This window comes from Clostridium sp. AF29-8BH (assembly GCF_003478145.1).
Classification (GTDB): domain Bacteria; phylum Bacillota; class Clostridia; order Lachnospirales; family Lachnospiraceae; genus Otoolea; species Otoolea fessa.
The window spans coordinates 47,975-69,832 of the sequence record NZ_QUEL01000018.1 but is presented as its reverse complement, the minus strand read 5'-3'; the positions used below and the strand labels follow the sequence as shown (position 1 = coordinate 69,832).

Annotated in this window: 30 protein-coding genes, 2 tRNA genes, 1 other RNA gene and 1 pseudogene; 28 read left to right on the top strand and 6 right to left on the bottom strand. The window is 43.8% G+C overall.

Going from position 1 to position 21,858, the window contains the following annotated elements:
• Positions 1–226: 226 nt before the first annotated feature.
• The 14 genes from DWZ16_RS11255 to DWZ16_RS11200 all read left to right on the top strand — a co-directional run bounded on the left by DWZ16_RS11255 (position 227) and on the right by DWZ16_RS11200 (position 10,056).
• Complete coding sequence (locus DWZ16_RS11255) at positions 227–1,015, top strand: pseudouridine synthase (protein WP_118522866.1); 789 nt, start codon at positions 227–229, stop codon at positions 1,013–1,015.
• A gap of 112 nt (positions 1,016–1,127) precedes the next feature.
• Positions 1,128–3,089: an NAD-dependent DNA ligase LigA gene (ligA, locus tag DWZ16_RS11250; protein WP_118522865.1), complete on the top strand. Its 1,962-nt coding sequence runs from the start codon at positions 1,128–1,130 to the stop codon at positions 3,087–3,089.
• Between the two features lie 172 nt (positions 3,090–3,261).
• Complete coding sequence (gene metA, locus DWZ16_RS11245; protein ID WP_118522864.1) at positions 3,262–4,179, top strand: homoserine O-acetyltransferase MetA; 918 nt, start codon at positions 3,262–3,264, stop codon at positions 4,177–4,179.
• A 239-nt stretch (positions 4,180–4,418) separates the two neighbouring features.
• Positions 4,419–4,562, top strand: a complete 144-nt coding sequence (locus tag DWZ16_RS15550; RefSeq protein WP_182427353.1) for a hypothetical protein — start codon at positions 4,419–4,421, stop codon at positions 4,560–4,562.
• Positions 4,540–5,064: a hypothetical protein gene (locus DWZ16_RS11240; RefSeq protein ID WP_118522863.1), complete on the top strand. Its 525-nt coding sequence runs from the start codon at positions 4,540–4,542 to the stop codon at positions 5,062–5,064. Before DWZ16_RS15550 ends, DWZ16_RS11240 begins: the two co-directional genes overlap by 23 nt.
• Positions 5,061–5,267: a hypothetical protein gene (locus tag DWZ16_RS11235; protein WP_118522862.1), complete on the top strand. Its 207-nt coding sequence runs from the start codon at positions 5,061–5,063 to the stop codon at positions 5,265–5,267. Before DWZ16_RS11240 ends, DWZ16_RS11235 begins: the two co-directional genes overlap by 4 nt.
• Positions 5,268–5,336: 69 nt before the next feature.
• Positions 5,337–5,642: a hypothetical protein gene (locus tag DWZ16_RS16250; RefSeq protein WP_243022007.1), complete on the top strand. Its 306-nt coding sequence runs from the start codon at positions 5,337–5,339 to the stop codon at positions 5,640–5,642.
• Positions 5,636–6,127, top strand: a complete 492-nt coding sequence (locus DWZ16_RS16245; protein ID WP_243022006.1) for a hypothetical protein — start codon at positions 5,636–5,638, stop codon at positions 6,125–6,127. The genes DWZ16_RS16250 and DWZ16_RS16245 overlap by 7 nt, the downstream gene beginning before the upstream one ends.
• A 174-nt stretch (positions 6,128–6,301) precedes the next feature.
• A complete protein-coding gene (locus tag DWZ16_RS11225) occupies positions 6,302–6,949 on the top strand; it encodes a hypothetical protein (RefSeq protein ID WP_118522861.1) in 648 nt (215 codons plus the stop codon).
• Between the two features lie 2 nt (positions 6,950–6,951).
• Positions 6,952–7,374 (top strand): hypothetical protein, encoded by a 423-nt coding sequence (locus DWZ16_RS11220; protein ID WP_118522860.1) that lies wholly within the window; start codon positions 6,952–6,954, stop codon positions 7,372–7,374.
• A gap of 2 nt (positions 7,375–7,376) precedes the next feature.
• On the top strand, positions 7,377–8,006 hold the full coding sequence (locus tag DWZ16_RS11215) for a hypothetical protein (protein WP_118522859.1): 630 nt from the start codon (positions 7,377–7,379) through the stop codon (positions 8,004–8,006).
• Positions 8,007–8,112: 106 nt separating this feature from the next.
• The gene (locus DWZ16_RS11210) at positions 8,113–8,898 is read left to right on the top strand and encodes an antA/AntB antirepressor family protein (RefSeq protein ID WP_118522858.1); all 786 of its coding nucleotides are present in this window, start codon (positions 8,113–8,115) and stop codon (positions 8,896–8,898) included.
• A gap of 63 nt (positions 8,899–8,961) precedes the next feature.
• Positions 8,962–9,285 (top strand): hypothetical protein, encoded by a 324-nt coding sequence (locus tag DWZ16_RS11205; protein ID WP_118522857.1) that lies wholly within the window; start codon positions 8,962–8,964, stop codon positions 9,283–9,285.
• A gap of 120 nt (positions 9,286–9,405) precedes the next feature.
• Positions 9,406–10,056, top strand: coding sequence for a DUF4417 domain-containing protein (locus tag DWZ16_RS11200; protein ID WP_118522856.1), 651 nt, complete (start codon positions 9,406–9,408; stop codon positions 10,054–10,056).
• Positions 10,057–10,424: 368 nt separating this feature from the next.
• On the opposite strand, the gene DWZ16_RS15545 is transcribed toward DWZ16_RS11200, so the two are convergent.
• From DWZ16_RS15545 to DWZ16_RS11185, 3 genes are all read right to left on the bottom strand, one after another.
• Entirely contained in the window at positions 10,425–10,601 is a 177-nt protein-coding gene (locus tag DWZ16_RS15545; RefSeq protein WP_182427352.1) for a hypothetical protein, read from the bottom strand.
• A complete protein-coding gene (locus DWZ16_RS11190; RefSeq protein WP_118522854.1) occupies positions 10,570–11,061 on the bottom strand; it encodes a hypothetical protein in 492 nt (163 codons plus the stop codon). Before DWZ16_RS11190 ends, DWZ16_RS15545 begins: the two co-directional genes overlap by 32 nt.
• Positions 11,062–11,252: 191 nt before the next feature.
• Positions 11,253–11,528 carry a hypothetical protein gene (locus DWZ16_RS11185; protein WP_118522853.1) on the bottom strand — a complete coding sequence of 92 codons (276 nt, stop codon included), beginning with the start codon at positions 11,526–11,528 and terminating at the stop codon, positions 11,253–11,255.
• 162 nt (positions 11,529–11,690) lie between these two features.
• Between DWZ16_RS11185 and DWZ16_RS11180 the strand changes: the two genes are divergently transcribed.
• The gene (locus DWZ16_RS11180) at positions 11,691–11,900 is read left to right on the top strand and encodes a hypothetical protein (protein ID WP_118522852.1); all 210 of its coding nucleotides are present in this window, start codon (positions 11,691–11,693) and stop codon (positions 11,898–11,900) included.
• A gap of 60 nt (positions 11,901–11,960) precedes the next feature.
• Here the strand turns inward: DWZ16_RS11180 and DWZ16_RS11175 are convergent, their stop codons facing one another.
• A complete protein-coding gene (locus DWZ16_RS11175) occupies positions 11,961–12,233 on the bottom strand; it encodes a hypothetical protein (RefSeq protein WP_118522851.1) in 273 nt (90 codons plus the stop codon).
• A 172-nt stretch (positions 12,234–12,405) separates the two neighbouring features.
• Between DWZ16_RS11175 and DWZ16_RS11170 the strand changes: the two genes are divergently transcribed.
• Entirely contained in the window at positions 12,406–12,612 is a 207-nt protein-coding gene (locus tag DWZ16_RS11170; RefSeq protein ID WP_182427351.1) for a helix-turn-helix domain-containing protein, read from the top strand.
• A gap of 345 nt (positions 12,613–12,957) precedes the next feature.
• On the opposite strand, the gene DWZ16_RS11165 is transcribed toward DWZ16_RS11170, so the two are convergent.
• Together DWZ16_RS11165 and DWZ16_RS11160 are read right to left on the bottom strand one after the other, a co-directional pair.
• Positions 12,958–13,024, bottom strand: an RNA gene (locus DWZ16_RS11165) — hammerhead ribozyme type II.
• A gap of 3 nt (positions 13,025–13,027) precedes the next feature.
• The gene (locus DWZ16_RS11160; RefSeq protein WP_118522849.1) at positions 13,028–13,213 is read right to left on the bottom strand and encodes a hypothetical protein; all 186 of its coding nucleotides are present in this window, start codon (positions 13,211–13,213) and stop codon (positions 13,028–13,030) included.
• Positions 13,214–13,374: 161 nt separating this feature from the next.
• Here DWZ16_RS11160 and DWZ16_RS11155 point away from each other — a divergent pair, with 161 nt between their 5' ends.
• From DWZ16_RS11155 to DWZ16_RS11090, 12 genes and pseudogenes are all read left to right on the top strand, one after another.
• Entirely contained in the window at positions 13,375–13,620 is a 246-nt protein-coding gene (locus DWZ16_RS11155; protein ID WP_243022005.1) for a helix-turn-helix domain-containing protein, read from the top strand.
• A gap of 94 nt (positions 13,621–13,714) precedes the next feature.
• On the top strand, positions 13,715–13,885 hold the full coding sequence (locus DWZ16_RS15540) for a hypothetical protein (protein WP_182427350.1): 171 nt from the start codon (positions 13,715–13,717) through the stop codon (positions 13,883–13,885).
• 959 nt (positions 13,886–14,844) lie between these two features.
• Positions 14,845–15,456 carry a hypothetical protein gene (locus DWZ16_RS11145; RefSeq protein WP_118522847.1) on the top strand — a complete coding sequence of 204 codons (612 nt, stop codon included), beginning with the start codon at positions 14,845–14,847 and terminating at the stop codon, positions 15,454–15,456.
• Between the two features lie 290 nt (positions 15,457–15,746).
• Positions 15,747–16,088, top strand: coding sequence for a nucleoside triphosphate pyrophosphohydrolase family protein (locus tag DWZ16_RS11140; protein WP_118522846.1), 342 nt, complete (start codon positions 15,747–15,749; stop codon positions 16,086–16,088).
• 170 nt (positions 16,089–16,258) lie between these two features.
• Positions 16,259–16,459, top strand: coding sequence for a hypothetical protein (locus DWZ16_RS11130; RefSeq protein WP_118522844.1), 201 nt, complete (start codon positions 16,259–16,261; stop codon positions 16,457–16,459).
• 20 nt (positions 16,460–16,479) lie between these two features.
• A tRNA-Gln gene (locus tag DWZ16_RS11125) sits at positions 16,480–16,552 on the top strand.
• Positions 16,553–16,645: 93 nt separating this feature from the next.
• Positions 16,646–16,717 (top strand) — tRNA-Ile (locus DWZ16_RS11120).
• Between the two features lie 68 nt (positions 16,718–16,785).
• Positions 16,786–16,858 (top strand): annotated as a pseudogene (locus tag DWZ16_RS11115).
• Positions 16,859–16,993: 135 nt separating this feature from the next.
• Positions 16,994–17,218 carry a DUF3310 domain-containing protein gene (locus tag DWZ16_RS11110; protein ID WP_118522843.1) on the top strand — a complete coding sequence of 75 codons (225 nt, stop codon included), beginning with the start codon at positions 16,994–16,996 and terminating at the stop codon, positions 17,216–17,218.
• A 221-nt stretch (positions 17,219–17,439) separates the two neighbouring features.
• Positions 17,440–19,173 (top strand): hypothetical protein, encoded by a 1,734-nt coding sequence (locus DWZ16_RS11100; protein ID WP_118522841.1) that lies wholly within the window; start codon positions 17,440–17,442, stop codon positions 19,171–19,173.
• Positions 19,170–19,586: a hypothetical protein gene (locus DWZ16_RS11095; protein ID WP_118522840.1), complete on the top strand. Its 417-nt coding sequence runs from the start codon at positions 19,170–19,172 to the stop codon at positions 19,584–19,586. Before DWZ16_RS11100 ends, DWZ16_RS11095 begins: the two co-directional genes overlap by 4 nt.
• A gap of 356 nt (positions 19,587–19,942) precedes the next feature.
• Positions 19,943–21,784 carry a hypothetical protein gene (locus DWZ16_RS11090; protein WP_118522839.1) on the top strand — a complete coding sequence of 614 codons (1,842 nt, stop codon included), beginning with the start codon at positions 19,943–19,945 and terminating at the stop codon, positions 21,782–21,784.
• Positions 21,785–21,858 lie beyond the last annotated feature (74 nt).

Below are 21,858 nucleotides of genomic sequence, written 5' to 3'. Positions count from 1 at the left end.
ACCTGTAATGTGGAAACCAGCCGTATCCGGCATGGGAAAAGTGCGTATCCGCACGAATTCTAAGTTACTGGCGTATCCGCCGATATTTAGTCTTGCCGTTTAAAACGGCTGAGAAGCATGTGACTTTAGCCATGTGAGGTTCACCCCCATGGACGAAAATGTTATAATTTTTATACTTTGGTTGCCGGAATCCTACGGCACAATAAATCGAAATGAGATGAATAAAATGCAAAAAAATCAAAATGATAAATCATACAAGAGAGTACAGCCAAGTGAAAAGAAGGAATCCCGGATTCCAGCGGAAGGCGTTCGTTTAAACCGCTTTTTAAGCGATGCAGGCATCTGTTCCAGACGTGAAGCGGATCGGCGGATCGCGGACGGGCGTGTGACGATCGATGGGCGCGTGGCAGAGGTCGGGCAGAAGCTGATGCCGGGACAGCGCGTGGCGTGCGATGGCGTAGCGGTGTCCGGCAAGGATGCGCCGGTGCTTTTAGCGGTCAATAAGCCGCGGGGGATTGTCTGCACGACTTCTGATAAAGATCGGGCAGAAAATATCGTAGAATTTTTAGATTATCCGGTCCGGATTTACCCGATCGGGCGTCTGGACAAGGATTCAGAAGGGCTGCTTCTCATGACGAATGAGGGCGAGCTGGTCAACCGGATTCTAAGGGCTCGTTACGGACATGAAAAGGAATATCTGGTAACGGTGGATAAACCCATTGATAGTGAGTTTGTCTGGAAGATGAGCGCAGGAGTGAAGATTTTAGATACGGTTACCCGTCCTTGTGAGGTGGAAAAGACCGGGAAGACGAGTTTCCGGATCATCCTGACCCAGGGACTCAACCGCCAGATCCGCCGGATGTGCGAGGCGCTGGGGTACCAGGTGCAGACGTTAAAACGCGTCCGGATGCTGAACATTACGCTGGATGGGCTGAAAACAGGCGAGTACCGGGAAGTGACAGCGGCAGAGAGACAGAAATTAGAAGATATTTTGAACGGGAAGAAGAATGGCTGAGACAATGTTGTCTGGCAGTCAGTGCAGGTTCACATATGAGGTTGCATAGAAATGCTTGAAAACGCATTCAGAGGCAGTTGGAGAGAGCGATGGGAAAGGTGGAGTCAGATAGATGGCAGAGGACAAGACAAAACGGATACGGGAGCTGATTGGGACGCTGCGGGCAGCAGGGCGCGCCTATTATCAGGAGAGCCGGGAGATCATGAGCAACTTTGAGTATGATAAGCTTTATGATGAACTGGTTTCATTGGAGAAAGAGACGGGAATTGTGTTTGCGAACAGCCCGACGCAGAATGTAGGATATGAGGTAGTCAGTGCGCTTCCGAAGGAGCGCCATGAGAAACCGATGCTTTCGTTAAATAAGACGAAGAGCGTGGAAGAGCTGGCAGACTGGCTCGGCGGGCAGACCGGGCTTTTATCCTGGAAGATGGACGGTCTGACGATCGTCCTGACCTATCAGAATGGAACACTTGTCAAGGCGGTTACGCGTGGAAATGGTGAGATCGGCGAGGTTATCACGGCAAATGCAAAGGCGTTCGTCAATGTGCCGTTAAATATTTCCTACCAGGGTGAGCTTATCCTGCGCGGTGAGGCGATCATCCGGTATTCGGATTTTGAGAAGATCAATGAGCAGATCGAGGATGTCGATGCGAAATATAAGAATCCGCGAAACTTATGCAGCGGTTCGGTGCGTCAGTTAAACAGCGAAATCACAGCGCAGAGACAGGTCCATTTTTATGCGTTCAGCCTTGTAAAGGCGGATGGCATTGATTTCAAAAATTCGCGGAAAGAGCAGTTTGAGTGGCTGAAAACACAGGGGTTTGAGGTCGTAGAGTACCATGAGGTGACGAAAGAGACGCTGCCGGAGACGGTCAAAATGTATTCTGAGGCGATTGCGGAAAATGATACGCCGTCGGATGGACTGGTGCTTTTGTATGATGATATTGCCTACGGCCAGTCGCTGGGGCGGACGGCAAAATTTCCGCGCGATTCGATCGCATTCAAGTGGGCGGATGAGATTCAGGAGACGAAGCTTCTCTATATTGAATGGAGCGCGTCGAGAACGGGGCTGATTAACCCGGTGGCAGTATTTGAACCGGTTGAGCTGGAGGGAACGACGGTCAGCCGCGCCAGTGTCCACAACATCAGCATCATGGAGGCGCTGGAGCTGGGGGCAGGCGACCGGATTACGGTTTATAAGGCAAATATGATCATTCCGCAGATCGCGGATAATCTGACGCGCAGCGGTGTCCGGGACATTCCGGAGGCATGTCCGGTGTGCGGCGGTCAGACGGAGGTACGCCAGATCAACGATGTAAAGTCACTCTACTGCACGAACCCGGACTGCCAGGCGAAGAAAATCAAGAGTTTTACTCTTTTTACAAGCCGCGATGCGTTAAATATTGCGGGGCTTTCAGAGGCGACGCTGGAGAAATTTATCGGTGTCGGCATGATTCATGAGTATGCGGACATTTTCCATCTGGACCGCCATCAGGAAGAGATCGTCGAGATGGACGGATTCGGGCAGAAATCGTATGACAATCTGATTGCGGCGGCTGAGAAAGCGTCCCACACGACCCTGCCGAGAATGGTGTACGGTCTGGGCGTTGCAGGCATCGGTCTGGCAAATGCCAAGATGATTTGCCGTCATTTTAAAAATGATTTTGAGGCGATGCGCCACGCCACCGTGGAAGAGCTGGTCGAGATTGATGGAATCGGGGAAGTTCTGGCGCAGGCGTGGACGGCATTCTTTTCGGATGGAAAGAATAATGCGATCGTCGATCATCTGCTGGCGGAGCTGACCTTTGAGGCAGGAGACGAAGAAAGCAGTGAGGGTGCAGATGAGGCATTCGCCGGGATGAATTTCGTCATTACCGGTTCGCTGGAACATTTCAAAAACCGGAAAGAGCTGCAGGAGCTGATTGAGCGCCGCGGCGGCAAAGTGACCGGAAGCGTGACGTCCAAGACGAATTATCTGATCAATAATGATGTGGCGTCGTCTTCTTCGAAGAATAAGAAGGCGCGGGAATTGGGGGTGCCGATTCTTTCGGAGGAGGAGTTTTTGAAGCTATAAGAGAGGTGAAAAAGCCGGACGCCAGACAGTGTTTAGCTGGCTTTTTTTTGCAGCTTGTGTTATGATTAGGAATGCTGATATAGTTTTTATTGTAAGTAGAAATGAATCATATCGGTATATAATAGAATCCTAAAATTCAAACGAATTTTATATAAAAAGGGGATATATAACCATGCCAATTAAAATACAAAAGGATCTTCCTGCTAAGGCAATTTTGGAATCGGAGAATATATTTGTGATGGATGAGGATCGGGCGATGAGCCAGGATATTCGTCCGCTTGAGATTTTGATTCTGAATCTGATGCCGATCAAGGAGGATACGGAGACGCAGCTTCTGCGGGCACTTTCGAATACGCCGCTGCAGGTGGACTGTTCATTCCTGATGCTGGAAACGCACGTTTCGAAAAATACATCGCAGACGCATTTGAATAAGTTTTATGTGACGTTTGACGAGATCCGCCGCAAGCGCTTTGATGGTATGATTATTACCGGTGCGCCGGTGGAGAATATGGAGTTTGAGGAGATTAACTACTGGGACGAGCTGACGAAGATCATGGAGTGGAGCAAGACGCATGTGACTTCGACACTTCATATCTGCTGGGGGATGCAGGCGGGACTCTATTATCATTATGGAATCCAGAAACATCAGAGAAAGACGAAGCTTTCCGGCATTTACAGACATCGTCTTTTGAACCGGAAGATCCCGCTGGTCCGTAGTCTCGATGATTATTTTTACTGCCCGCATTCCCGTTACACGGAAGACCGGGAAGAGGATATTCTGAAACATCCGGAATTGCAGATTCTGGCGAAATCGGATGAGGCTGGCGTATTTCTGGTGATGAACCAGGATGGAAGCCAGATTTTCGTTCAGGGGCATCCAGAGTATGATCGCATGACGTTAAACAACGAGTACCACCGCGATCTGAAAAAAGGCTTAAATCCGCAGGTACCGTGCAACTATTACCCGGACAACGATCCATTTTCCATGCCGGTGCTGAAATGGAGAAATATGTCCAACACGCTGTACACGAACTGGCTGAATTACTATGTATACCAGATTACACCATACAAACTTGAAGAAGATGCTTGAAAATGCTTATTTTATGCGGATTACGGGGATTTGACCTTTACACACAAAAAATATAAAATTACACGTATTTCCATGTATTTTAATACCAAAAGTGTGTAGTAAGTGTGTAGTAAATCCGAAAAAGTGTGTAGTAAAAAAACTTAATAAAATCAAGCCCGTCATGACAAAAATATGAGAAGAATGTGAAGACTTTCTTCTCTTTTTTTGTGTAAAAATATAGATAGAAGGAGGAGATGAATATGTTTTCGGACGAAGTGTTAGAAAAAATATTTGCAAGGCGTGAGTTACAGTCATTGGATTTACAGACCCAGTCGGCAGTGATCCATGCAATAGAGGATGTGTTGGAGGAGGCTGAGAAAGATGGCAATGCCGTATCAGAATAATATGTACCCTCAGATGCAATACGGACAACAACCACAGTATGGCGTTAATTCCTATCTCTCATATATGCCGCAGAGATTTCAACAGCCAGAACCTATGCAAACTGTTCAGCAGGTACAAGCGCCACAGCAGCAGGTGCGTGGGTTGAATGGAATGGTTGTTCAGTCTGTAGACAATGTGACGGCTGATTGCGTCCCAATGGACGGATCGGCGGCGTTCTTCCCAAAGCAAGACCTATCTGAGATATATGTTAAGTCTTGGAACGCAGACGGCACAATAAGGACTTTAACATACAAACCCATAGAGATGTCGGCAAGCAATCGTAAAATTGATTCTGAGGCAAATGAGAGCGTCACAGATGTATTCCAGAAACGCTTTGATGAACTGCTAGGAAAAATCGAACAGTTAGAACAGATGATAACCAGCTCTATGACTAATCCTATGACTAATCCTTTGACTAAAAAATCGGCTTCTTCGACTAAAAAGGCAGGTGATATGGCATGATGAATCCAATGGAAATTATGCTGCAAAGGATGATGAACTCTCCGCAAGTGCAAAATAACCCTTTGGCTCGGAATGCTATGGAGATGTATAAGAACGGCAACTCCAAGGGGTTACAGGAGATGGCAGAAAACTTATGCCGTGAAAACGGAACTTCGATAGAAGAAATGAAAAAATCAATAATGCAACGATTCTCTTTACGTTAGGTACATTTTGGGTGTGCACATAATAACCGGTTTCCCATTTTGAAATATAGAAAAATGGAGGTACACAAAATGTTCAACGGAAGTAATTCTCCTAGTTTATCCGATATTGCGGCGGTAACTGGAAACGGAAGAAACAACGATGGAATGTGGGGCGGCGATGGCTGGTGGGCTATCATAATCTTTGCTATGATCTTTGGCTGGGGCGGCTTTGGCAATGGCTGGGGCGGCTTTGGCGGAAACGGCGGAGCAATGCAGGGATATGCACTCAAGCAGATATTCAGCGCGGGTTCGATAATCAGGCAGTTATCAGCAAGCTGGATGGAATCACCAATGGACTGTGTGATGGATTTTACGCAGTTAATAACGGTATGCTGACCGGATTTAACGGAATCAATACCAATATCCTCCAGACAGGATTTGGCATTCAGCAGGCGATCAATGCTGACACAGTAGCCAACATGCAGAATACAAATGCATTACAGACACAGCTTGCTAATTGCTGCTGTGAGACCCGTGAGGCTATTCAGGGCGTCAACTATAACATGGCTCAGAACACCTGCGCTTTGCAGAACACCATGAACAGCAACACTAGAGATATCATCGATAGCCAGAATGCAGGAACACGCGCGATCCTTGACTACTTATGCCAGGAGAAAATCTCTAGCCTTCAGGCAGAGAACAACGACCTGCGCCGGGCAGCTTCTCAGGATCGTCAGAGCGCACTTCTCACTACCCAGATGGCTGCTCAGACACAGCAAATCATTAATGCTGTGAACCCGGCAGCAGTTCCGGCATACGTTGTTCCGAATCCGAACGCTTATGCATATGGATGTGGCTGCAATACAGGCTGCGGGTGCTAAACCGTATGGAATCACATACGGTTACAACAGAATAATTGTAACTTAACTAAACAGGTTATGTCTGCATAGCAGAATTACACAGGGCAGGCTTAACGGTCTGCCCTTTTTGTTTAAATGTCTTCTGAATTATGGTAGAATGAAAGCAACAGTACAAGAAGAAATGGAGGCATTTAAATGGGAAAAGTTGATGACTTGAAGGGGAAAAAATTTAACAATCTGTATGTTGTTGAAAGAGCTGACAGTGACAAAAGCGGAAAGGCCAGATGGAAATGTCTGTGCGATTGCGGAAATTATACTGTGGTAACAGGCAGCAATTTGAAAACTAATTCAGTAAAAAGCTGTGGATGTTTAATACATAGGAAATCTTGGAATCACTATATTGAAAAATCGAGCAAAAGATTGTATTCAATTTGGTGTGGAATGAAAGGACGATGCAATAATCCAAATCATCCAGCATATAAAAATTATGGCGGAAGAGGGATTTCTATATGTAAAGAATGGGAAGATTTTCGTAATTTTGAAAAATGGTCTTTGGATAATGAATATTTCGATAATGCGAGTATCGAAAGAAAAGATGTAAATGAAAATTATTCTCCCCAAAATTGTTGCTGGATTCCACTTGCAGAACAAGCTAAAAACAGAAGATCAAGTTATGAAATTATACATAATGGAAGAAAACTAAACTTGACTGAATATTGTAAAGAGTTAAATTTGGGCTATAAAAGAGTTCATAGTAGAATTTATAAGCTTGGGTGGGATTTTGAGAAAGCTGTTTCGACAGAACCTATGATATCAAAAAGAAATAAGAAAGCGAGGAAATAAAAGTGGCAGAGTATACTAGCGTTTTGGAACAGGAAGTAGCGCAGAACGGAAATGTGGTTTTTTCAAACACAGCTGTAAAAGCTGGAAACTGCATCAAACACCGGGAAGGTTCCGGAATTATCACTTTAAGAGGACTTACTAATCAGTGTCGTGCAAGATATTTTGTGGATTTTTCCGCAAATATCGCAGTGCCGGCAGGTGGAACAGCAGGTGAAATTTCTCTGGCAATCGCAATCAGTGGGGAACCGGTCCTGTCCTCACAGATGCGTTCTACGCCCGCCGCCGCGTCACAGTACAACAATGTATCCGCTGGAATCTATGTAGATGTACCGGCAGGATGTTGCGTGAACATTGCGGTTGAAAATACCAGTACGCAGGCTATTGAAGTGGCTAACGCAAACATCGTAGTAACGAGGGAGGCATGATTATGGATATCAAGAGAATGCACTGCATGATTGAGAAGCTGGCTGAATGCGCCGAGAAGCAGTTTGATAACGGGATTGAAAATGTTGATACCACAGAGATGGGACATGTAACAGATATGTTAAAAGATCTGGCTGAGGCAATGTATTATCGCACACTCACAAAGGCAATGGACGAATCTGAAGATGATGATATCATGGATATGTTTGACCGGTACGGAGACGGCAGACGCTACTACGACCATTACCGCTATGCGGATGGAAGATTTGCTCCGAAAGGGCGCGGAACATACCGACGTGGCTATGATGAGCCACCTTATTGGCATATGACTCCGGAAATGTATCATGATATGGAACAATACAGGGATTATGACCGCAAAGACGGCAGAATGTATTACACGGAACCGGGTCAGATAATGAATGAAAGTAGCTACGATCGGGCAAAACGTGCCTATACCGAAAGCCGGGATCTTCATCGTGGCAATACCGCGCAGGATAAGGAAGCCAAAATGAGAGACCTGGAAGGATATTTTCGGGAAATCTCTACAGACATAACGGATCTTCTGGCAGATATGACGCAGGAAGAGCGATCCATGCTCAAGGCGAAGGTTTCTGCGCTGGCAACAAAGCTGTAAGATAAAAGGGGTCGATTATGACCCCTTTACTTATTACAAAAAAGATGCCCTTTTGCTTGATGATATTAAGTCCATACTTATATTCAAATCATAAGGAGGAACTAAGATGAATGATTTAACAAATGTCATTGACATGAGGACACCTATTGAAATTGCACTGGATATCAACAGTGAGGGCATGACTACAGCGAGAAAACTGTACGACTTTTTAGGACTTGCCCAGGGACAGTTTTCAAGATGGGCAAAAACCAACATTACAGACAATGAGTTTGCTACTGAAAATGAGGATTGGTGGGGGTTCGACATTGATGTCGAGGGTAATATTGTTAAAGATTACCGACTTACCGCACACTTTGCCAAGAAACTGTCCGTCAAAGGTAATAGTGAGAAAGCAGAACAGGCGAGAGAGTATTTCACCATGGTTGAGGAACGTGTGAAGCAGAAAGCCATTGACATGTCTCAGCTGTCACCGGAACTTCAGATGTTCAATAAGATTTTCCAGTCAGTTGCGCAGCAGCAGATCGAGCAGAAACGGCAGGCGGAGAAGATTGAAAAGGTCGAGTCCACTGTAAATAACATGAAAGAAATCTTCACGCAGCCGATCGGAGACTGGAAAGCAGAAATCAATGAAAGAGTGCGTGAAATCTCAATTAAGAGTGGGATTGACTTCCAGACGATATACAACCAGATGTACGGAGAACTGGAAACGACAGCACATTGCAGCTTGAAACGTTTGCAGGAAAACAAACAGAAGCGCATGGAAAAGGCAGGAAACACCAAGTCCGCTATTAAGAGTGAGACGACAAAAATTGCGGTTGTTTTTGAGAAGCCGCAGCTAAGGGCAATATTTGAGGGAATTGTAAAGAAATATGCAATGAGATATTGCTCATAGAACTAAAGACAAACCCACCGGTCAATAACAGGCTGGTGGGTTTTGCGTTGAAAGGAGGTCATTATGTTCGTAGTAAATGGAGTAACATGGAGAATAGCACGCGTATCATCTGGAAGCGCCTGTTTGAAGCGTTCAGACGGCTCAGAAACGGTCGGAGTAACAGACGGCAATACATTTACCATATACATATCAAATAGGCTTAGAGGGGCGTTCCTGCGCAGAGTGATGGCGCACGAATTATGCCATGTGTTCTGTATGTCATATAACATTCACATGCCGATTGACCAGGAAGAATATCTGGCGGATTGGCTCAGCTTGTACGGGGCAGAGCTTGTATATTTATTGGATGAAATTTTGTCAAAGAATATGCTACACAAGGTCGGTTAAAAGTGGTATAATGAAAGTGAAAAGACTGGAATGTGAAACTGTATTAGTATTTATAGACTATATATAAATATTAGCATATTCTTTTGATTGTGAATTTTGTACAAAGGAGTTAAAGGGAAGATGTACGATAAAATCAACACAATTCATGATGTGCTTAGAGAACGTTATGTTTACGGTGCGGAACTGGTGGGACGGTATGGCTTTCCACAGCTCCCTGTTTGCAACCCGAATTTGTCAGGAGCGGTTGCAGTTCCTTTTAATCTTGCGAGAAAAGAGAAGAATCCAAGAAAGGCAGTCTGCCATTTTTTTATTGACGACTATCAATTTGAGTGCTATTGGAACAATCCAGAAAAGTACAGGGGAATTCTGGAGAACTTCCGATATATCTGCACGCCGGATTTTTCGCTCTACGATGATATGCCGCTTGCATTGAAGATTTGGCAGACGTACAGGAGCCGCGCAATTGCATGGATGATGCATGATACTCATTTGCCAATAATCCCCACGGTGTCATGGGGGTCACCGGATACCTGGGAATACTGCTTTGATGGTCTTCCGACCGGCGGCACATTAGCAGTAAGCACGAATGGATGTTTCCGCGGCGATGGGCGGGCGTGCTTTGTGGCAGGATATCAAGAGATGATCCGGCGTTTGCGCCCGGACAAGATGGTTGTTGTTGGCTATCTGATGCCGGAAATTGACGCAGCGCCGGTTTCGGTCGTGTATCTGGAATCCTATTTGCAGCAGTCAGGGATCCGAAGGGAGCGATAATATGGGCGGAAGAAATGGAAAGCATAGACTTGTAACAGATGCATATATACCGGAGTCTTTGAAAGTACGCATTGAAGAGAAGCGCGGAAATATTATTGTAATTAAGACAGAATACCATCAGCGAAAACAGAAAAAACGCATCAACAGGGGCAAGCTGAGGCATACAAAAACAACGGTTGACAAGTGATGCAGCGAAAAAGTGTGACGCTACGGTGTATAACACTATTAGAATGATTTTTAAAATGTGGATAATGTTCATTTTGCGACGTTTGCAGGACGTTATATATTGGCGGCTCGTCCTGCGCTCCTTCCTGCGCTGATTGTTTGTGACTGTGTGCGGCTGCCTAGTGGACTTTAAAAAGGCGCATCTAAACGGATGCGCCATCATCAACGATCACCGGCTGAACGCCTACAGCAGCAAAAAAAGCCGTATAACTGGAATCATCCATAAACTGAGCGGATGCGATCGACCCATCCGGGCGGATCTGCTGCACCCAATAACCAGAAACGCCCTCAAACGTGACGAGAGACGCTACAAACTGCATAGATTGCCTTTCTGCCCTTGACCCTGGGCGCAGGGGAATAAGTAAAAACCGTCCGGGGAATCGAACCCCGGAGAACCCGCAATGGCTGAGAATAACAGAAATTATGCCCGCTTGGCTGTCTGCATCCGGCGCGCGTGCTCAGCTCCCAGAATGCATTTACAGCGGCGGAAACTGCTTGATCGTACCGGTTAAGCTTGGCAGCATCAAAAACCGACAGGACGCGGAAAGAATAGATCCCGTACTGGCAGATCGGCGCAACGTCATAGGCGCGGCATCGGCTCATGTGCTTTAAAAATGCCGTCTTTTTATCGCGGGCATCCAGATCAAGCCAACCATCGAACGATACCAGCAACCCGGAAACCTGGCAATCATGCTGCGGATCTCCGAAATAGGACCCGCCCCATGTTGCTACCCGGTAATCAATCTCGTGATCCTCTAAAAACGCTTTAATCTTTTTCATGTTGCTATACCTCCATTTTTGATTTTTTGGAAAAGGCAGCCGGGGAAACGATCCCCGGTAAAAGTCCAACCTACCTAAATTTTTTACATTTTCCCGGTCCTGAAGAAGTCCACCAGAACCCGGAATCCGTAGCCACCGGCGAAAACCGCCAGAACATAAACAAAATCAAACATACAAAATCCCCCTTTAACTCAATCGTTTACAATCTCCAGAACCCGATCATCATCTGCGACATCCGGCAAGAACGAGCCAAGAGCATCAATCGGAATAAATAAGTTGTATCCGTCAAAGCTCTGGAAGTGTGCCAGGCAATCATCATTTTCCAAGTAAACATATTCCCGGTCATCGTCAGCATTTTTATAGATTGCTCCGATCTGGTAGTAGCTGGCCGCCTCCTGCGCCGTTGCTGTCTTCAGTTCTTCGAATGTTACATTTAACTTTCCATCTGCATTTCTGAATCTTTTCATGTGTGTATTCTCCTTCCTGATTGGTTCATATCTTTTTTAACTATCTTTATTATAATATAAACGTACGTATATTTCAATGTATAAAATATATAAATGTACGTATATAATTCTGTGTATTTTATATATGTACATATATTGCAAAACATGATATAATTTTGAACAGTGGAAAAGGGGGCTTTTTATGACTGCAAGCGAAGCACAAAAGAAAGCAACGATCAAATAGCTAAATCGCATCTAAAGCGCGTACCGCTCGATCTAAAACTGGAAGATTACGATAATCTAAAATCAGTAGCAGAGCAAGCCGGGCAAACCGTGAACGGCTATATCAAGCAGGCGATCGCGGAAAAGATGGAGAGAGAAGCGGGAGAATAACCCGCCTCTTTTTTTATGCCATCCCCAGCGCCCCGGCCGAATCGAACCGCCCGGAACCATTCACGCGATGAAGCAGGTTGCTATCCCTTTTTTCTGCATTTCGTCAAGCTTAATCGTTACAAGCTTCTTTGCTTGGTGGAAATCAACCTTTCCGGCGGTAATCTCCACAATATAATTCACAGCTTCCATGTAAGTGCTCCAAAATGCTTTGTAGGACTCATCAAAAGCCTTTTCGGCTTCTGCGTTTTCTGGGTTCGCATCATATTCTCTTTCGGCTTTGTCATTCTCATCCAAAAGCTTTCTTGCGTTGTCGATCAATTCGTATAATTTCATGTTTTTACTCCTTTTTATAATTGATTCTGATTAGTTTCTTTCTTTGATGGTTCTATCATAATCAATATTGATTATAAAGTCAATAGCAAAATATAATTATTTGTGATTATATTATTTTGCTGTTGATTTTATCATAATCAAATGTTATTATATTTTCTGTGAGGTGATGAAAATGGGAGCTAGTAAACAAATACGGCGCGCTATGCTTGAAAAAAATATAAAAGTTTCAGAGCTGGCCGAAAAAATTGACATGAAACCGCAGCCATTAAGTAATAAACTTTTCCGAGATACAATGAGCTATTCAGATGTTGAAAAAATCGCCGCGGCGCTTGGTTGTGCTGTTCGCCTGGTGGATCTTGAAACTGGGGAAGAGTATTAGAAATTAAAATGGTGCGGGAAAATAAATAGAGCCCAAAAGAAAGAACAGAATAATATATTTAACCGGGGAGCCGGGGGACGTGCTGCACCCGTTCCGAGCCTGTCGGAGGTGGTGCCAATGAGTACATATGAAGAATTACAGTTGATTGTTTCAGTTTCGCTGCTAATCGTTGCAATTCTGACTTATACACATAAAAAATAGCCGTCCTGACCCTGCAAAAGTCGACGACTATTTTTTAGTTTAACATATTTCGCCGGGGCGGGGAAGTAGCGTTTCCCTTCCGGCTTTCCTGTTAAGTATATTATAGCCGTTCTTTCTTCTGAATTCAAGCTTAATTTTCAAGGTTCAAGGATGCCATCATCAGCACCGGGAGACCGTCCCACGGTGGACGCCCTGCGCGGGCGTTTCGGCTTGTTTACAATCTATTTATGATTTTGAGATAGCCCAGAACGTTGACATCCTGCGGAATCGCGAAAAACATCGCTCTGTATTTTGCGTTATAACTAGCTTCGTATTCCTTGCCATCATCGCAGACGGCTAAAAAATCGCCGTCCTCATTTGCTTTAATCACATCTTTGATGCTCCATAAGTCTTTTTTCATGGTTCGTTCTCCTTATTTATTGATTCGTGTCTTTTTAACTGTCTTTATTATATAACTTTTTTAAGTTATAGTCAAGATGAAACACAACTTTTTTTAGTTATTTTTTAGTTTGACTTTTTGCGTGCTGCATTGTATTCTTTATGTGTAAGGAGGTGTTAATAATGATACGTTTTAAATTTGATGTAGCAAGTGCATTAAAAACCGCCGGAATGACAGCGTACACAGCACAGAAAAGCGGAATTTTATCACAGGATACATGGCGGAAAATAAAGGAAAACAACGCAAATATAAGCATGAAATCATTAAATAATATATGCGCTTTGCTAAACATGCAGCCGGAACATTTGATCTACTATGAAAAGGATACGGAAGAAGAGAAAGAAATAAAAGAAAAGATTAAGAAATAAATATTGACACAATAACTAAAATAAGTTATAATAATACTGTCAAGAGGTAGCCACCGAATGACAAACACCGGGCAAGCGGAGAAAGGAGAAACACATGGAAGAAATGACAGAGAAAGAGTTAAAAGACCAAACGATCAGAGAATATGTTAATATCCAGAGGATCAAACATGCAGAAGACAAAGAGAAAGAGTTGGAGTATCAAGAGAAAGTATTAAAGGCAAGGCTTCAATCTCTTGGAGTTCCAACCGAAGATTTAGACTTTTAAAGAATAGCCGGGGCTTGTCACCCGGTTATTATAACATTGTCGGAAGGCAATAGGCGAGAGCCGGAAAGAGAGGTTTGAAGACCTGAGAGCTGCCGGATGGACGAAAAAGAAAATTAATGATTTTTTGCTTTTCATCGAGTCCGGATCCGAAGAGTACAAGCCGACAAAGTAGAACTGAATCACACCAGGGGCGAGCAATCGCTTCACCATCAAAAAATTTTCAAGGTCCCCAAATCGGGGAGCTTTTTTTGTGCTTCCAGAGGAGCCGGAACCGGGGCGGATGCCAGCCTGGATCATCATACAAAGCAGCCCGAAGAGGTCAAGTTAATAGACACTAGGCGAACCACCAGATCGGGCAAGTAGTGATCGATTGGTGATCGCTGAGTGAACCACCAGACGAACCACCAGAGCAAAGCCGGAAAGCCTTATATATCAACGGTTTCCAGACTTTGGAAATATTAGACGAACCAACCAACGAACCACCAGACGAACCACCAGACGAACCAGCAGGCGAACCACAGGCGAACCACAAAACAAGAAGTATATTATTTAACAAGAATGAAAGAAAAAAGAAAAAATAATATTTCTTTACAGAAATATTATCAAAAGAAAAGTCAAAAAATGAATCGTTTTTGCTGTTTAGCGGACCAGCAGAGCCGGATCACCAGAACCGGAACACCGGAACCGATAGAGGATGCAGGAAACCACCAACAAGAAATTAATTATAATTTATTGATTGACATTTTGCGGTAATAATGATATTATGTAAATAAAATCAAGCCGAATCTTTGAGGTTTGCCGGGATGCCGTGGACGGGAAAACAAGCCGATGAAAAGATAGGACGAATAGAGCAAGGACGGCAAATATAATTTTTGATCAGCACGCTCACAGACAAGGATCCTTTTCTCGGGGTCTTATGTTTGTGGGCGTTTTTGTTTACCCGGAAAGGATGTGATGAGATGCAAGGCAAGAAGAGTACAGATGAGCCGATCATCTACGATAACGAAATTGATATGTGGTTAGATGAGTTTAAAACAGCTCAGGGATTCGATGACTTCCGGACTATCCCCCAAACTGTCTGGACTGCTGCACTTATCTTTGTTCAGCGGCATCTTTTCCCAGATACTAAAATATTAAAAATTAAATCTCCTATTACTGTATCTAATAGACATATTAATGATATGTATATGTATGATGTATTGGATGCTATATGTAATCATTATATTTTTCTGTGCTATCTGTATGATAAAGAGATCACTATATCTGGGTTTTGTCACTTAACGGGTATCGAGATGTCATCTGTTTTAAGCTGGGGCAGAGGAGAATCACTTAGTTCTACGGCGCTGATGATTTGCAAAAGATTGAGAGATGGACGAGAGGAGAGTTTAGCCGCCCGGATGGTTACGGGTAGGCAGAATCCGGTTGGTATCCTGTCAATCCTTAATCATTTTTACGGATGGGCGCAACCTGGAGTGACTCACGAGGTAGCAAAACCTGCATTGACAGCGGATCAGCTGCCCCGATTAGATGCCAAATGTACGCCAGACGCGGACATCATAGACATGAAATAGATAATCACTATATCTTGTATGTGAACGATGGATAAGATACAAGATATAGATTCAACTATTCGCGAAAGATTGCTTTAACGAATAGTTTGAGCTTCCCGGGTATGGAGGGCAGACGGGGGAGGGGGTTGACAGAACAGCCCGAAGAGGCTCTACTAAGTCCCACAAATATTCGGGAAAACAAAAAGCCCCCATCAAGCATTGATTACAAAAATTTTTCGAAAACAAAAATACGGAGTATCCAAAAACATACAGACTGTTAATTGACATAAACGGAAATAGGAGATTTAAAAATGACATTTAATGAGTACCAAAAAGGATGCATGAGAGCAGCAAGTGATGTGTGTAAGCAGAACAAAGAAAATATGCTGCTGAATGGTATCCTAGGAGCTGCGGGAGAAGCAGGAGAGTTATCAGACCTGCTGAAAAAGGAAATGTTTCACGGACATCCGTTTGACAGAGGGCATTATCTGAAAGAGTGCGGAGATGTTCTTTACTATCTGGCGCTGGTGGCAGAATCATTGGATGCAACACTGGAGGATGTGGCGATAATGAATAACCGGAAACTTCTGGAAAGATATCCGAATGGGTTTGAAACGGAACGCTCGCTGCATCGAAAAGCCGGGGACGTATAACATGCGAATAGGCAGAAAAGAAATCCATGATGAGTGTGCATATTGCCCGGAGGTATTAACCTGCATTCTGTGTAGGCAGGGGCATGGCGCTGACGGGAAAAGAGAAAATATAACAGAGATGTTCAAGTGCCAATTAAGGCACATTGACAATAAAAAAGGAGGTTCTGAAAATGAATTGTAAAAAACACAAAGTTCATGATGTAAACCACTACAAAAACGAAAAGCCGGATACCAGATGCAATTGTGAGGGCGAAGGTGGTTCAGAGCGCGGCGTTGGCATGGGGCCGGCTACGGATCCTGAGCTGGTAGCAAAAAGCAAAGCACCATTAGAGCATCCGAAGCAGCCGGAAGCGACAGGCCCGGCGAAATAAGCAGGTGGAAACACCTGTTTTGGGTCATGGCCAAGCGGTTAAGGCACAGGACTTTGACTCCTGTATTCGTTGGTTCGAATCCAACTGGCCCAGTTGGGAACGTGATTCCCGAAAAGACATTTTTCTCCTCACTCCACTAGCGGAAAGCTGAATAAAGGATCGTCACAAGGTTCGGTGGAGTTCTATTGGGATTTAATTCAGTGGTAGAAGCTATGTCTTATAAACAGAGTATCGCAGGTTCGATTCCTGCAATCCCAATTTGTAAGATTTAGTCTTACAATTTTCATACTTTTTGTCCTTTCCGAAACTAAAAAAATGGTGTGGTTTCTCTGGTAGCTCAATTGGAAGAGCAGTGAACAAACATTCATATCGTTGGAGGTTCAACTCCTCCCCAGAGAAAGAGGTTGGGTAGCGCCCAACTAGCAGGAGACTAGCGAAATGCCCTGCGAAGATAAAAAGTTCCGGTGGCTGTAAAAGTTGTCTTCTTGAAGATGGCAATTACAGCGCTGGAATCGCTCAAAAGGAGGACTGTCTATGGAGACAATCAATCCAAATCATTATACAAGGCTGAAACCAGAACCAAAAGATGTTATTAGGTCCTGGGATTTAAACTATAATCTTGGATGTGCGGTAAAGTACATATCGCGTGCAGGTTATAAGGATGATGCGATAGAAGATTTACGGAAAGCACAGACATATTTACAGTTCGAAATTGATGCATTGCAAGCGGGAGGTGTTTTGGATAGCGAAATTAAGTGAAAAAAGATTCTGTGAAGCATATATGGAATTTTACAATGGGAAAATGTCTATTAATAAGGCATCAGAATATCTGGGGATATCTAGGCCTACCACTACAAAATATTTTTCTATGGTGCTGTTAGGACAGCCACTCCCAAAGGATCTATTCAAAAAAAAATTCAAGAAAAAGAGTCGTAAAAATCCATAGTGCCTCTAATTTCTGTGAGGTGTAAAACTGTTTAATGTTATCTACAAGTCTGCAAAAAACAGTCGGGTCGTATGAAAACTACATTTCAAACCGTGGACTTGATGAAAGTGTGGTATACGCTTATTGTGATGCTGCACAGGTGGCATTTAATGAAAAAGACATCGAAAATGCGTTGAAAATATCAGGAAGAGCAAAAACGCTAATAGAAAGTTTCGTGCAAAAAACAGCTGGCGGATCGGTATGGGATTTAGAAAAATTTGCGTTTGCACATGATATGCATTATGACATTATTGATAAATTCTATTCGGTATTACTTCCTGAAGCTCAGAATCAGGTTGTTGACAGCGCTTTTAGATACCTTGAGAAGAATCGGGAACCGAAAGAACGTTTCTATTTGCCTAGAAAAAAACAGTTCATGAAAATTGGACTGATAGATGCGCTTCAAGGCATGATAGATGATAAGTACAACATTCTTTGCATTTCGTTGCCACCTGGAACAGGAAAAACTACAGTGGAGAAATTCTTTCATGCATTGGTTATAGGCTGGTTTTCAAGTGGATTTAATTTGTTTTATTCCCACAGTAGTGAAATTACAAGAATGTATTATGATGGCGTTTACGACATAGTAACGAATGCGGAAGAATATACGTGGAATGAAATTTTTCCGAGACTGAGCGTAACTTCCCAAAACGCAGCAATACAGCAATTCAATGTTGGAAAATATAAGCCTTTCCAATCTGTACAATGTACATCCGTTGGAAGTAAAAATGCCGGTAAGGTTCGTGCGAATAAATATCTGCTGGTTGATGATATGATCGGTGGAATTGAGGAAGCATTGAACCCTTTGTACCTTGATAAGCTATGGAGTAAATATTCTGTAGATGCTCGACAAAGAAAAATACCAGATAATGATGGAAAGCCGTGTAAGGAGATACATATTGCGACCAGATGGAGCGTAAGAGATGTCATTGGGCGGATTATACGTGCATACGAAGGCAATCCACATATAAAGGTTATTTCGGTTCCGGATATCGATCCTGTAAGCGGAGAAAGCAACTTTGATTATGAGTTTGGCGGATACACAGTAGAAGATTTCAAGGATATTGAAAGGTTGATGGATCCTATATCATATCGTTGCTTATACAAGCAGGATCCTATAGAACGTGAAGGTCTATTGTTCCCGGATGATAAGATTAGGAGGTACCTGAATTTACCGCATGGGAAGGCTGATATCGTTACGGGACAATGTGATACAAAGGGAAAGGGAACGGATTTCTTTGTTCTCCCAGTTTTACAAAAATATGGAGATGATTATTATTGTGTCGATTGTGTTTGCGATAACACGGCTGACTATGAGCTGCAATATGAGAATGCCGCAAATGTTTTGGTAAATAATGAAGTCCAAGAATGTGAATTTGAACGGAACGCGGGCGGAGACAGGGTCGCGATGGAAGTTAATAAGCGTGTTTTACAAAAAGGGTGGATTTGCAACATAACAGATACACCTACGGAAAGCAATAAAGAGGCACGCATTTTCCAGTGTTCTAACTGGATATTACAACATGTTATTTTTAAGGATCCGTCATTATATGAGCCGCAAGAACCGTATGGAATTATGATGTCATTGCTGAAGCAGTATTCTGTATCAGGAAAAAAACAGTTGGATGATGTGCCGGATGTTTTTTCTAACTTTGCATTAAGAGTTACGCAAGGAGCTAGGATGGCAAAAGTGGAAGCGGCAGTAAATCCGTTTAGGAGGAGAGCATGACAACAAAGGAGTATTTATCACAGGTTAGAAGATATGATACTATAATATCAAATAAGCTGGAAGAATTGACAGAGTTGCGAATTATGGCATATGGACCTAGAGGGTACAATTTCGGAGAAAGGGTTCAAACATCCAAAAGCAATGATAGGGCATTTGCTGATCTTATAAAAATAGCTGACTTAGAACGTGAAGTTGATAAACTCGTCGATAAGAGAGTTGATATTATCCAACAAATCGAAAGTTTGGAGAATACAGATTTATATGATGTGATTGCAAAAAGATATATTTTGAACAAGGACATCAAAACGATTTCAATGGAAACTAATAAATCAACCCGTCAGGTTTTTAATCTTATTGACGAAGCGATAGATTATTTCGAAAAAAAGTATGGAAAGCTTTATCTTTTGCATTAAATTTCATAAAATTGCAGTATAATTCATATTGTAAACTAAAAACAGGTATTATATAATATGATTGTAAAATTCAAATCCACGAATACCCGGCGAGAGGCATTGTCATTTTTTGACAGTGCCTCTTTTGCGTTGAAAGAGGAAAATTATGAAACATGAACCTAAGATCATTTATTGTCCCATATGTAAACGAAGAACCGGAATGTGGGATGGGAAGTCAACAACAAACATAATTGTAACACGTTGTGAAAAATGTTGGAAAAGGGTTATTTATTATACAGATTCGGAAGAAATAAAAGTAGCTCCTGTGCCAAAAAGAAGCACTTCTTCTGGCATGACTTTTTTGTAATGGAGGGAATATGAGACTAGATAGTGTTAAGGAATATGCTGCTAAAAAATGGGAAAATGCGCCATCAACTGCTACTCCTATTACAGCTGAGAATCTTAATCATATGGAAGATGGAATTAAGGATAATTCTGTTGCTATTAAAACAATAGTTGAATCTGTTGGTGATGATGTGTCAGAAGATCCGAATAAGATTGCTAGCATGGTGGCATTGTATAAAATTGATAAGAAAATAGGAAGTGAAACACTTCCTGGTGGAACGGCTGACTTGTCTGCCTCTGTCAATTGGATAAATGAAAGAAAAGTGGACAAGCTTGACGCTATGACGTGGTCTAATTGGTTCGACGCGCATCGTACCGGCTGGCATGGAGGCGTGACATTCCCACAGTTTTCCACCTCTCAGTCTACGCTTGGTACGAAGAGCGGGGATAACGCAGACATGGTAGCTGAAACATCAACCAACACCGCAAAGGGTCGTAATGATTACGCGGACAAGCCGGTCACTGACCTGATGTTTAACGGCATCGAGGTCAACGGATACATCGACGATGAAGGAGAGCCGCATATTACGGCAGTCAAAGGATCCCCCGGCTTTGCACGTGACGGAAGCAATGGCGATGTGTGGATGGCATACATGACTCCGTACTATAAGCGCATTTACACTGACACAGAGGAAGGTTGGGACTTTGCAGACCACCAGGTAGATGATCTCGTGCCGTGGCCGGATAGTGTCAGACCGGACGGAACTGTCAGAAGCTTTTACTTTAAATCAAAGTATCCGGGTGTAATCGGAAAAGATGGCTTAGTATCCTCCATCTCCGGCAAACCATTGATTAGAAACGTATCCCACAACGGGCAGCTTACCGAGATTGCAAAGAAAGGCGCTCAGTACTGCGGCATGACAACCACAGACATGGCTTGGGCGCAGTGGATGTTTGATATGAAATTTGCTAATCACAACTCCGAACTGATTATGGCCGGGATGACGGGCTACAGTGGTCAGTATGCAGCAACCGTAGTTGAGGAAGGCGTGAGACGTATTATTATCCGGAAAGAGGATGCGAAGCAGCTTCTGGTCGGCTCCTATGTCTCTATTGGCTATGGAGCCATCTCGAACGGAACTATATCAAACGACCGAGGTAACCAGTCGATGCATGCATATGCAGACGATGTAAAACTCCTCAAAATCGAGGACTATGATGCAAATAACAGTGCAGTCTATGTGGATGCTGCATCCACCTTTAGCACTGCCAGGGTCAAGCTAAACGACACCCTAGAGTCTCCGGTCTACATCTCAACCATGCACTGGTGGTCCGGATCCTGTGACGATGTAAAGGGATCGGACGGAAGCCCCAGCGATTGCAAATCCAGAAAAGAGCCGTTTATCCTGTCCGGTGTAGAATTTGGTCATGGCGGATACTACGTCCTGGCAGATATTGTCATGTCCGGAACCTATGATGCAGAGGCGGACGTATACGGTCAGACCCCGTACATCGTCAATGACTCCCGTAAGATTGCCACCAGTCTGACGGATGACTATGCAAAGATGGGCATCACAACACCAAACTTGCAGGACGGATGGAACTATATCTCCAAGGAGGGCTACGACCCGAAAGCGCCTTGGCTGCAGATCCCCATCGAGGCAAAGGCCACATCCAGCACCGGCTTTGCGGACAGTATCAATACCGGTAATAGAAGTACCGGCTTGCGTGAAGTCCTCTGGTTCGGCTCTCTGGTCAATTGGTCGGGTACGGGCCTCCGGTGCGTGCGTCTGTTCAACTGGCTGGGCAGGGGGTGGTGGGACTGCCTGTGTCGCCTTTCCTGTCTCCGTCGTGGCGTAGCCACACGGGGGTGAATCCGCTTTGCGGAGAGGGGATCGCCCCTCAAATAAAAAAATAAAAAAATTAGATAGATATCAAGGGCTGCAAG

Excerpts from the sequence above, each read along its gene's own strand:
- DWZ16_RS11255 (WP_118522866.1), top strand. The coding sequence starts at position 227 with ATGCAAAAAAATCAAAATGATAAATCATACAAGAGAGTACAGCCAAGT.
- ligA (WP_118522865.1), top strand. The coding sequence starts at position 1,128 with ATGGCAGAGGACAAGACAAAACGGATACGGGAGCTGATTGGGACGCTG.
- metA (WP_118522864.1), top strand. The coding sequence starts at position 3,262 with ATGCCAATTAAAATACAAAAGGATCTTCCTGCTAAGGCAATTTTGGAA.
- DWZ16_RS15550 (WP_182427353.1), top strand. The coding sequence starts at position 4,419 with ATGTTTTCGGACGAAGTGTTAGAAAAAATATTTGCAAGGCGTGAGTTA.
- DWZ16_RS11240 (WP_118522863.1), top strand. The coding sequence starts at position 4,540 with ATGGCAATGCCGTATCAGAATAATATGTACCCTCAGATGCAATACGGA.
- DWZ16_RS11235 (WP_118522862.1), top strand. The coding sequence starts at position 5,061 with ATGATGAATCCAATGGAAATTATGCTGCAAAGGATGATGAACTCTCCG.
- DWZ16_RS16250 (WP_243022007.1), top strand. The coding sequence starts at position 5,337 with ATGTTCAACGGAAGTAATTCTCCTAGTTTATCCGATATTGCGGCGGTA.
- DWZ16_RS16245 (WP_243022006.1), top strand. The coding sequence starts at position 5,636 with ATGCTGACCGGATTTAACGGAATCAATACCAATATCCTCCAGACAGGA.
- DWZ16_RS11225 (WP_118522861.1), top strand. The coding sequence starts at position 6,302 with ATGGGAAAAGTTGATGACTTGAAGGGGAAAAAATTTAACAATCTGTAT.
- DWZ16_RS11215 (WP_118522859.1), top strand. The coding sequence starts at position 7,377 with ATGGATATCAAGAGAATGCACTGCATGATTGAGAAGCTGGCTGAATGC.
- DWZ16_RS11210 (WP_118522858.1), top strand. The coding sequence starts at position 8,113 with ATGAATGATTTAACAAATGTCATTGACATGAGGACACCTATTGAAATT.
- DWZ16_RS11205 (WP_118522857.1), top strand. The coding sequence starts at position 8,962 with ATGTTCGTAGTAAATGGAGTAACATGGAGAATAGCACGCGTATCATCT.
- DWZ16_RS11200 (WP_118522856.1), top strand. The coding sequence starts at position 9,406 with ATGTACGATAAAATCAACACAATTCATGATGTGCTTAGAGAACGTTAT.
- DWZ16_RS15545 (WP_182427352.1), bottom strand. The coding sequence starts at position 10,601 with ATGCAGTTTGTAGCGTCTCTCGTCACGTTTGAGGGCGTTTCTGGTTAT.
- DWZ16_RS11190 (WP_118522854.1), bottom strand. The coding sequence starts at position 11,061 with ATGAAAAAGATTAAAGCGTTTTTAGAGGATCACGAGATTGATTACCGG.
- DWZ16_RS11185 (WP_118522853.1), bottom strand. The coding sequence starts at position 11,528 with ATGAAAAGATTCAGAAATGCAGATGGAAAGTTAAATGTAACATTCGAA.
- DWZ16_RS11175 (WP_118522851.1), bottom strand. The coding sequence starts at position 12,233 with ATGAAATTATACGAATTGATCGACAACGCAAGAAAGCTTTTGGATGAG.
- DWZ16_RS11170 (WP_182427351.1), top strand. The coding sequence starts at position 12,406 with ATGGGAGCTAGTAAACAAATACGGCGCGCTATGCTTGAAAAAAATATA.
- DWZ16_RS11160 (WP_118522849.1), bottom strand. The coding sequence starts at position 13,213 with ATGAAAAAAGACTTATGGAGCATCAAAGATGTGATTAAAGCAAATGAG.
- DWZ16_RS11155 (WP_243022005.1), top strand. The coding sequence starts at position 13,375 with ATGATACGTTTTAAATTTGATGTAGCAAGTGCATTAAAAACCGCCGGA.
- DWZ16_RS15540 (WP_182427350.1), top strand. The coding sequence starts at position 13,715 with ATGGAAGAAATGACAGAGAAAGAGTTAAAAGACCAAACGATCAGAGAA.
- DWZ16_RS11145 (WP_118522847.1), top strand. The coding sequence starts at position 14,845 with ATGCAAGGCAAGAAGAGTACAGATGAGCCGATCATCTACGATAACGAA.
- DWZ16_RS11140 (WP_118522846.1), top strand. The coding sequence starts at position 15,747 with ATGACATTTAATGAGTACCAAAAAGGATGCATGAGAGCAGCAAGTGAT.
- DWZ16_RS11130 (WP_118522844.1), top strand. The coding sequence starts at position 16,259 with ATGAATTGTAAAAAACACAAAGTTCATGATGTAAACCACTACAAAAAC.
- DWZ16_RS11110 (WP_118522843.1), top strand. The coding sequence starts at position 16,994 with ATGGAGACAATCAATCCAAATCATTATACAAGGCTGAAACCAGAACCA.
- DWZ16_RS11100 (WP_118522841.1), top strand. The coding sequence starts at position 17,440 with ATGTTATCTACAAGTCTGCAAAAAACAGTCGGGTCGTATGAAAACTAC.
- DWZ16_RS11095 (WP_118522840.1), top strand. The coding sequence starts at position 19,170 with ATGACAACAAAGGAGTATTTATCACAGGTTAGAAGATATGATACTATA.
- DWZ16_RS11090 (WP_118522839.1), top strand. The coding sequence starts at position 19,943 with ATGAGACTAGATAGTGTTAAGGAATATGCTGCTAAAAAATGGGAAAAT.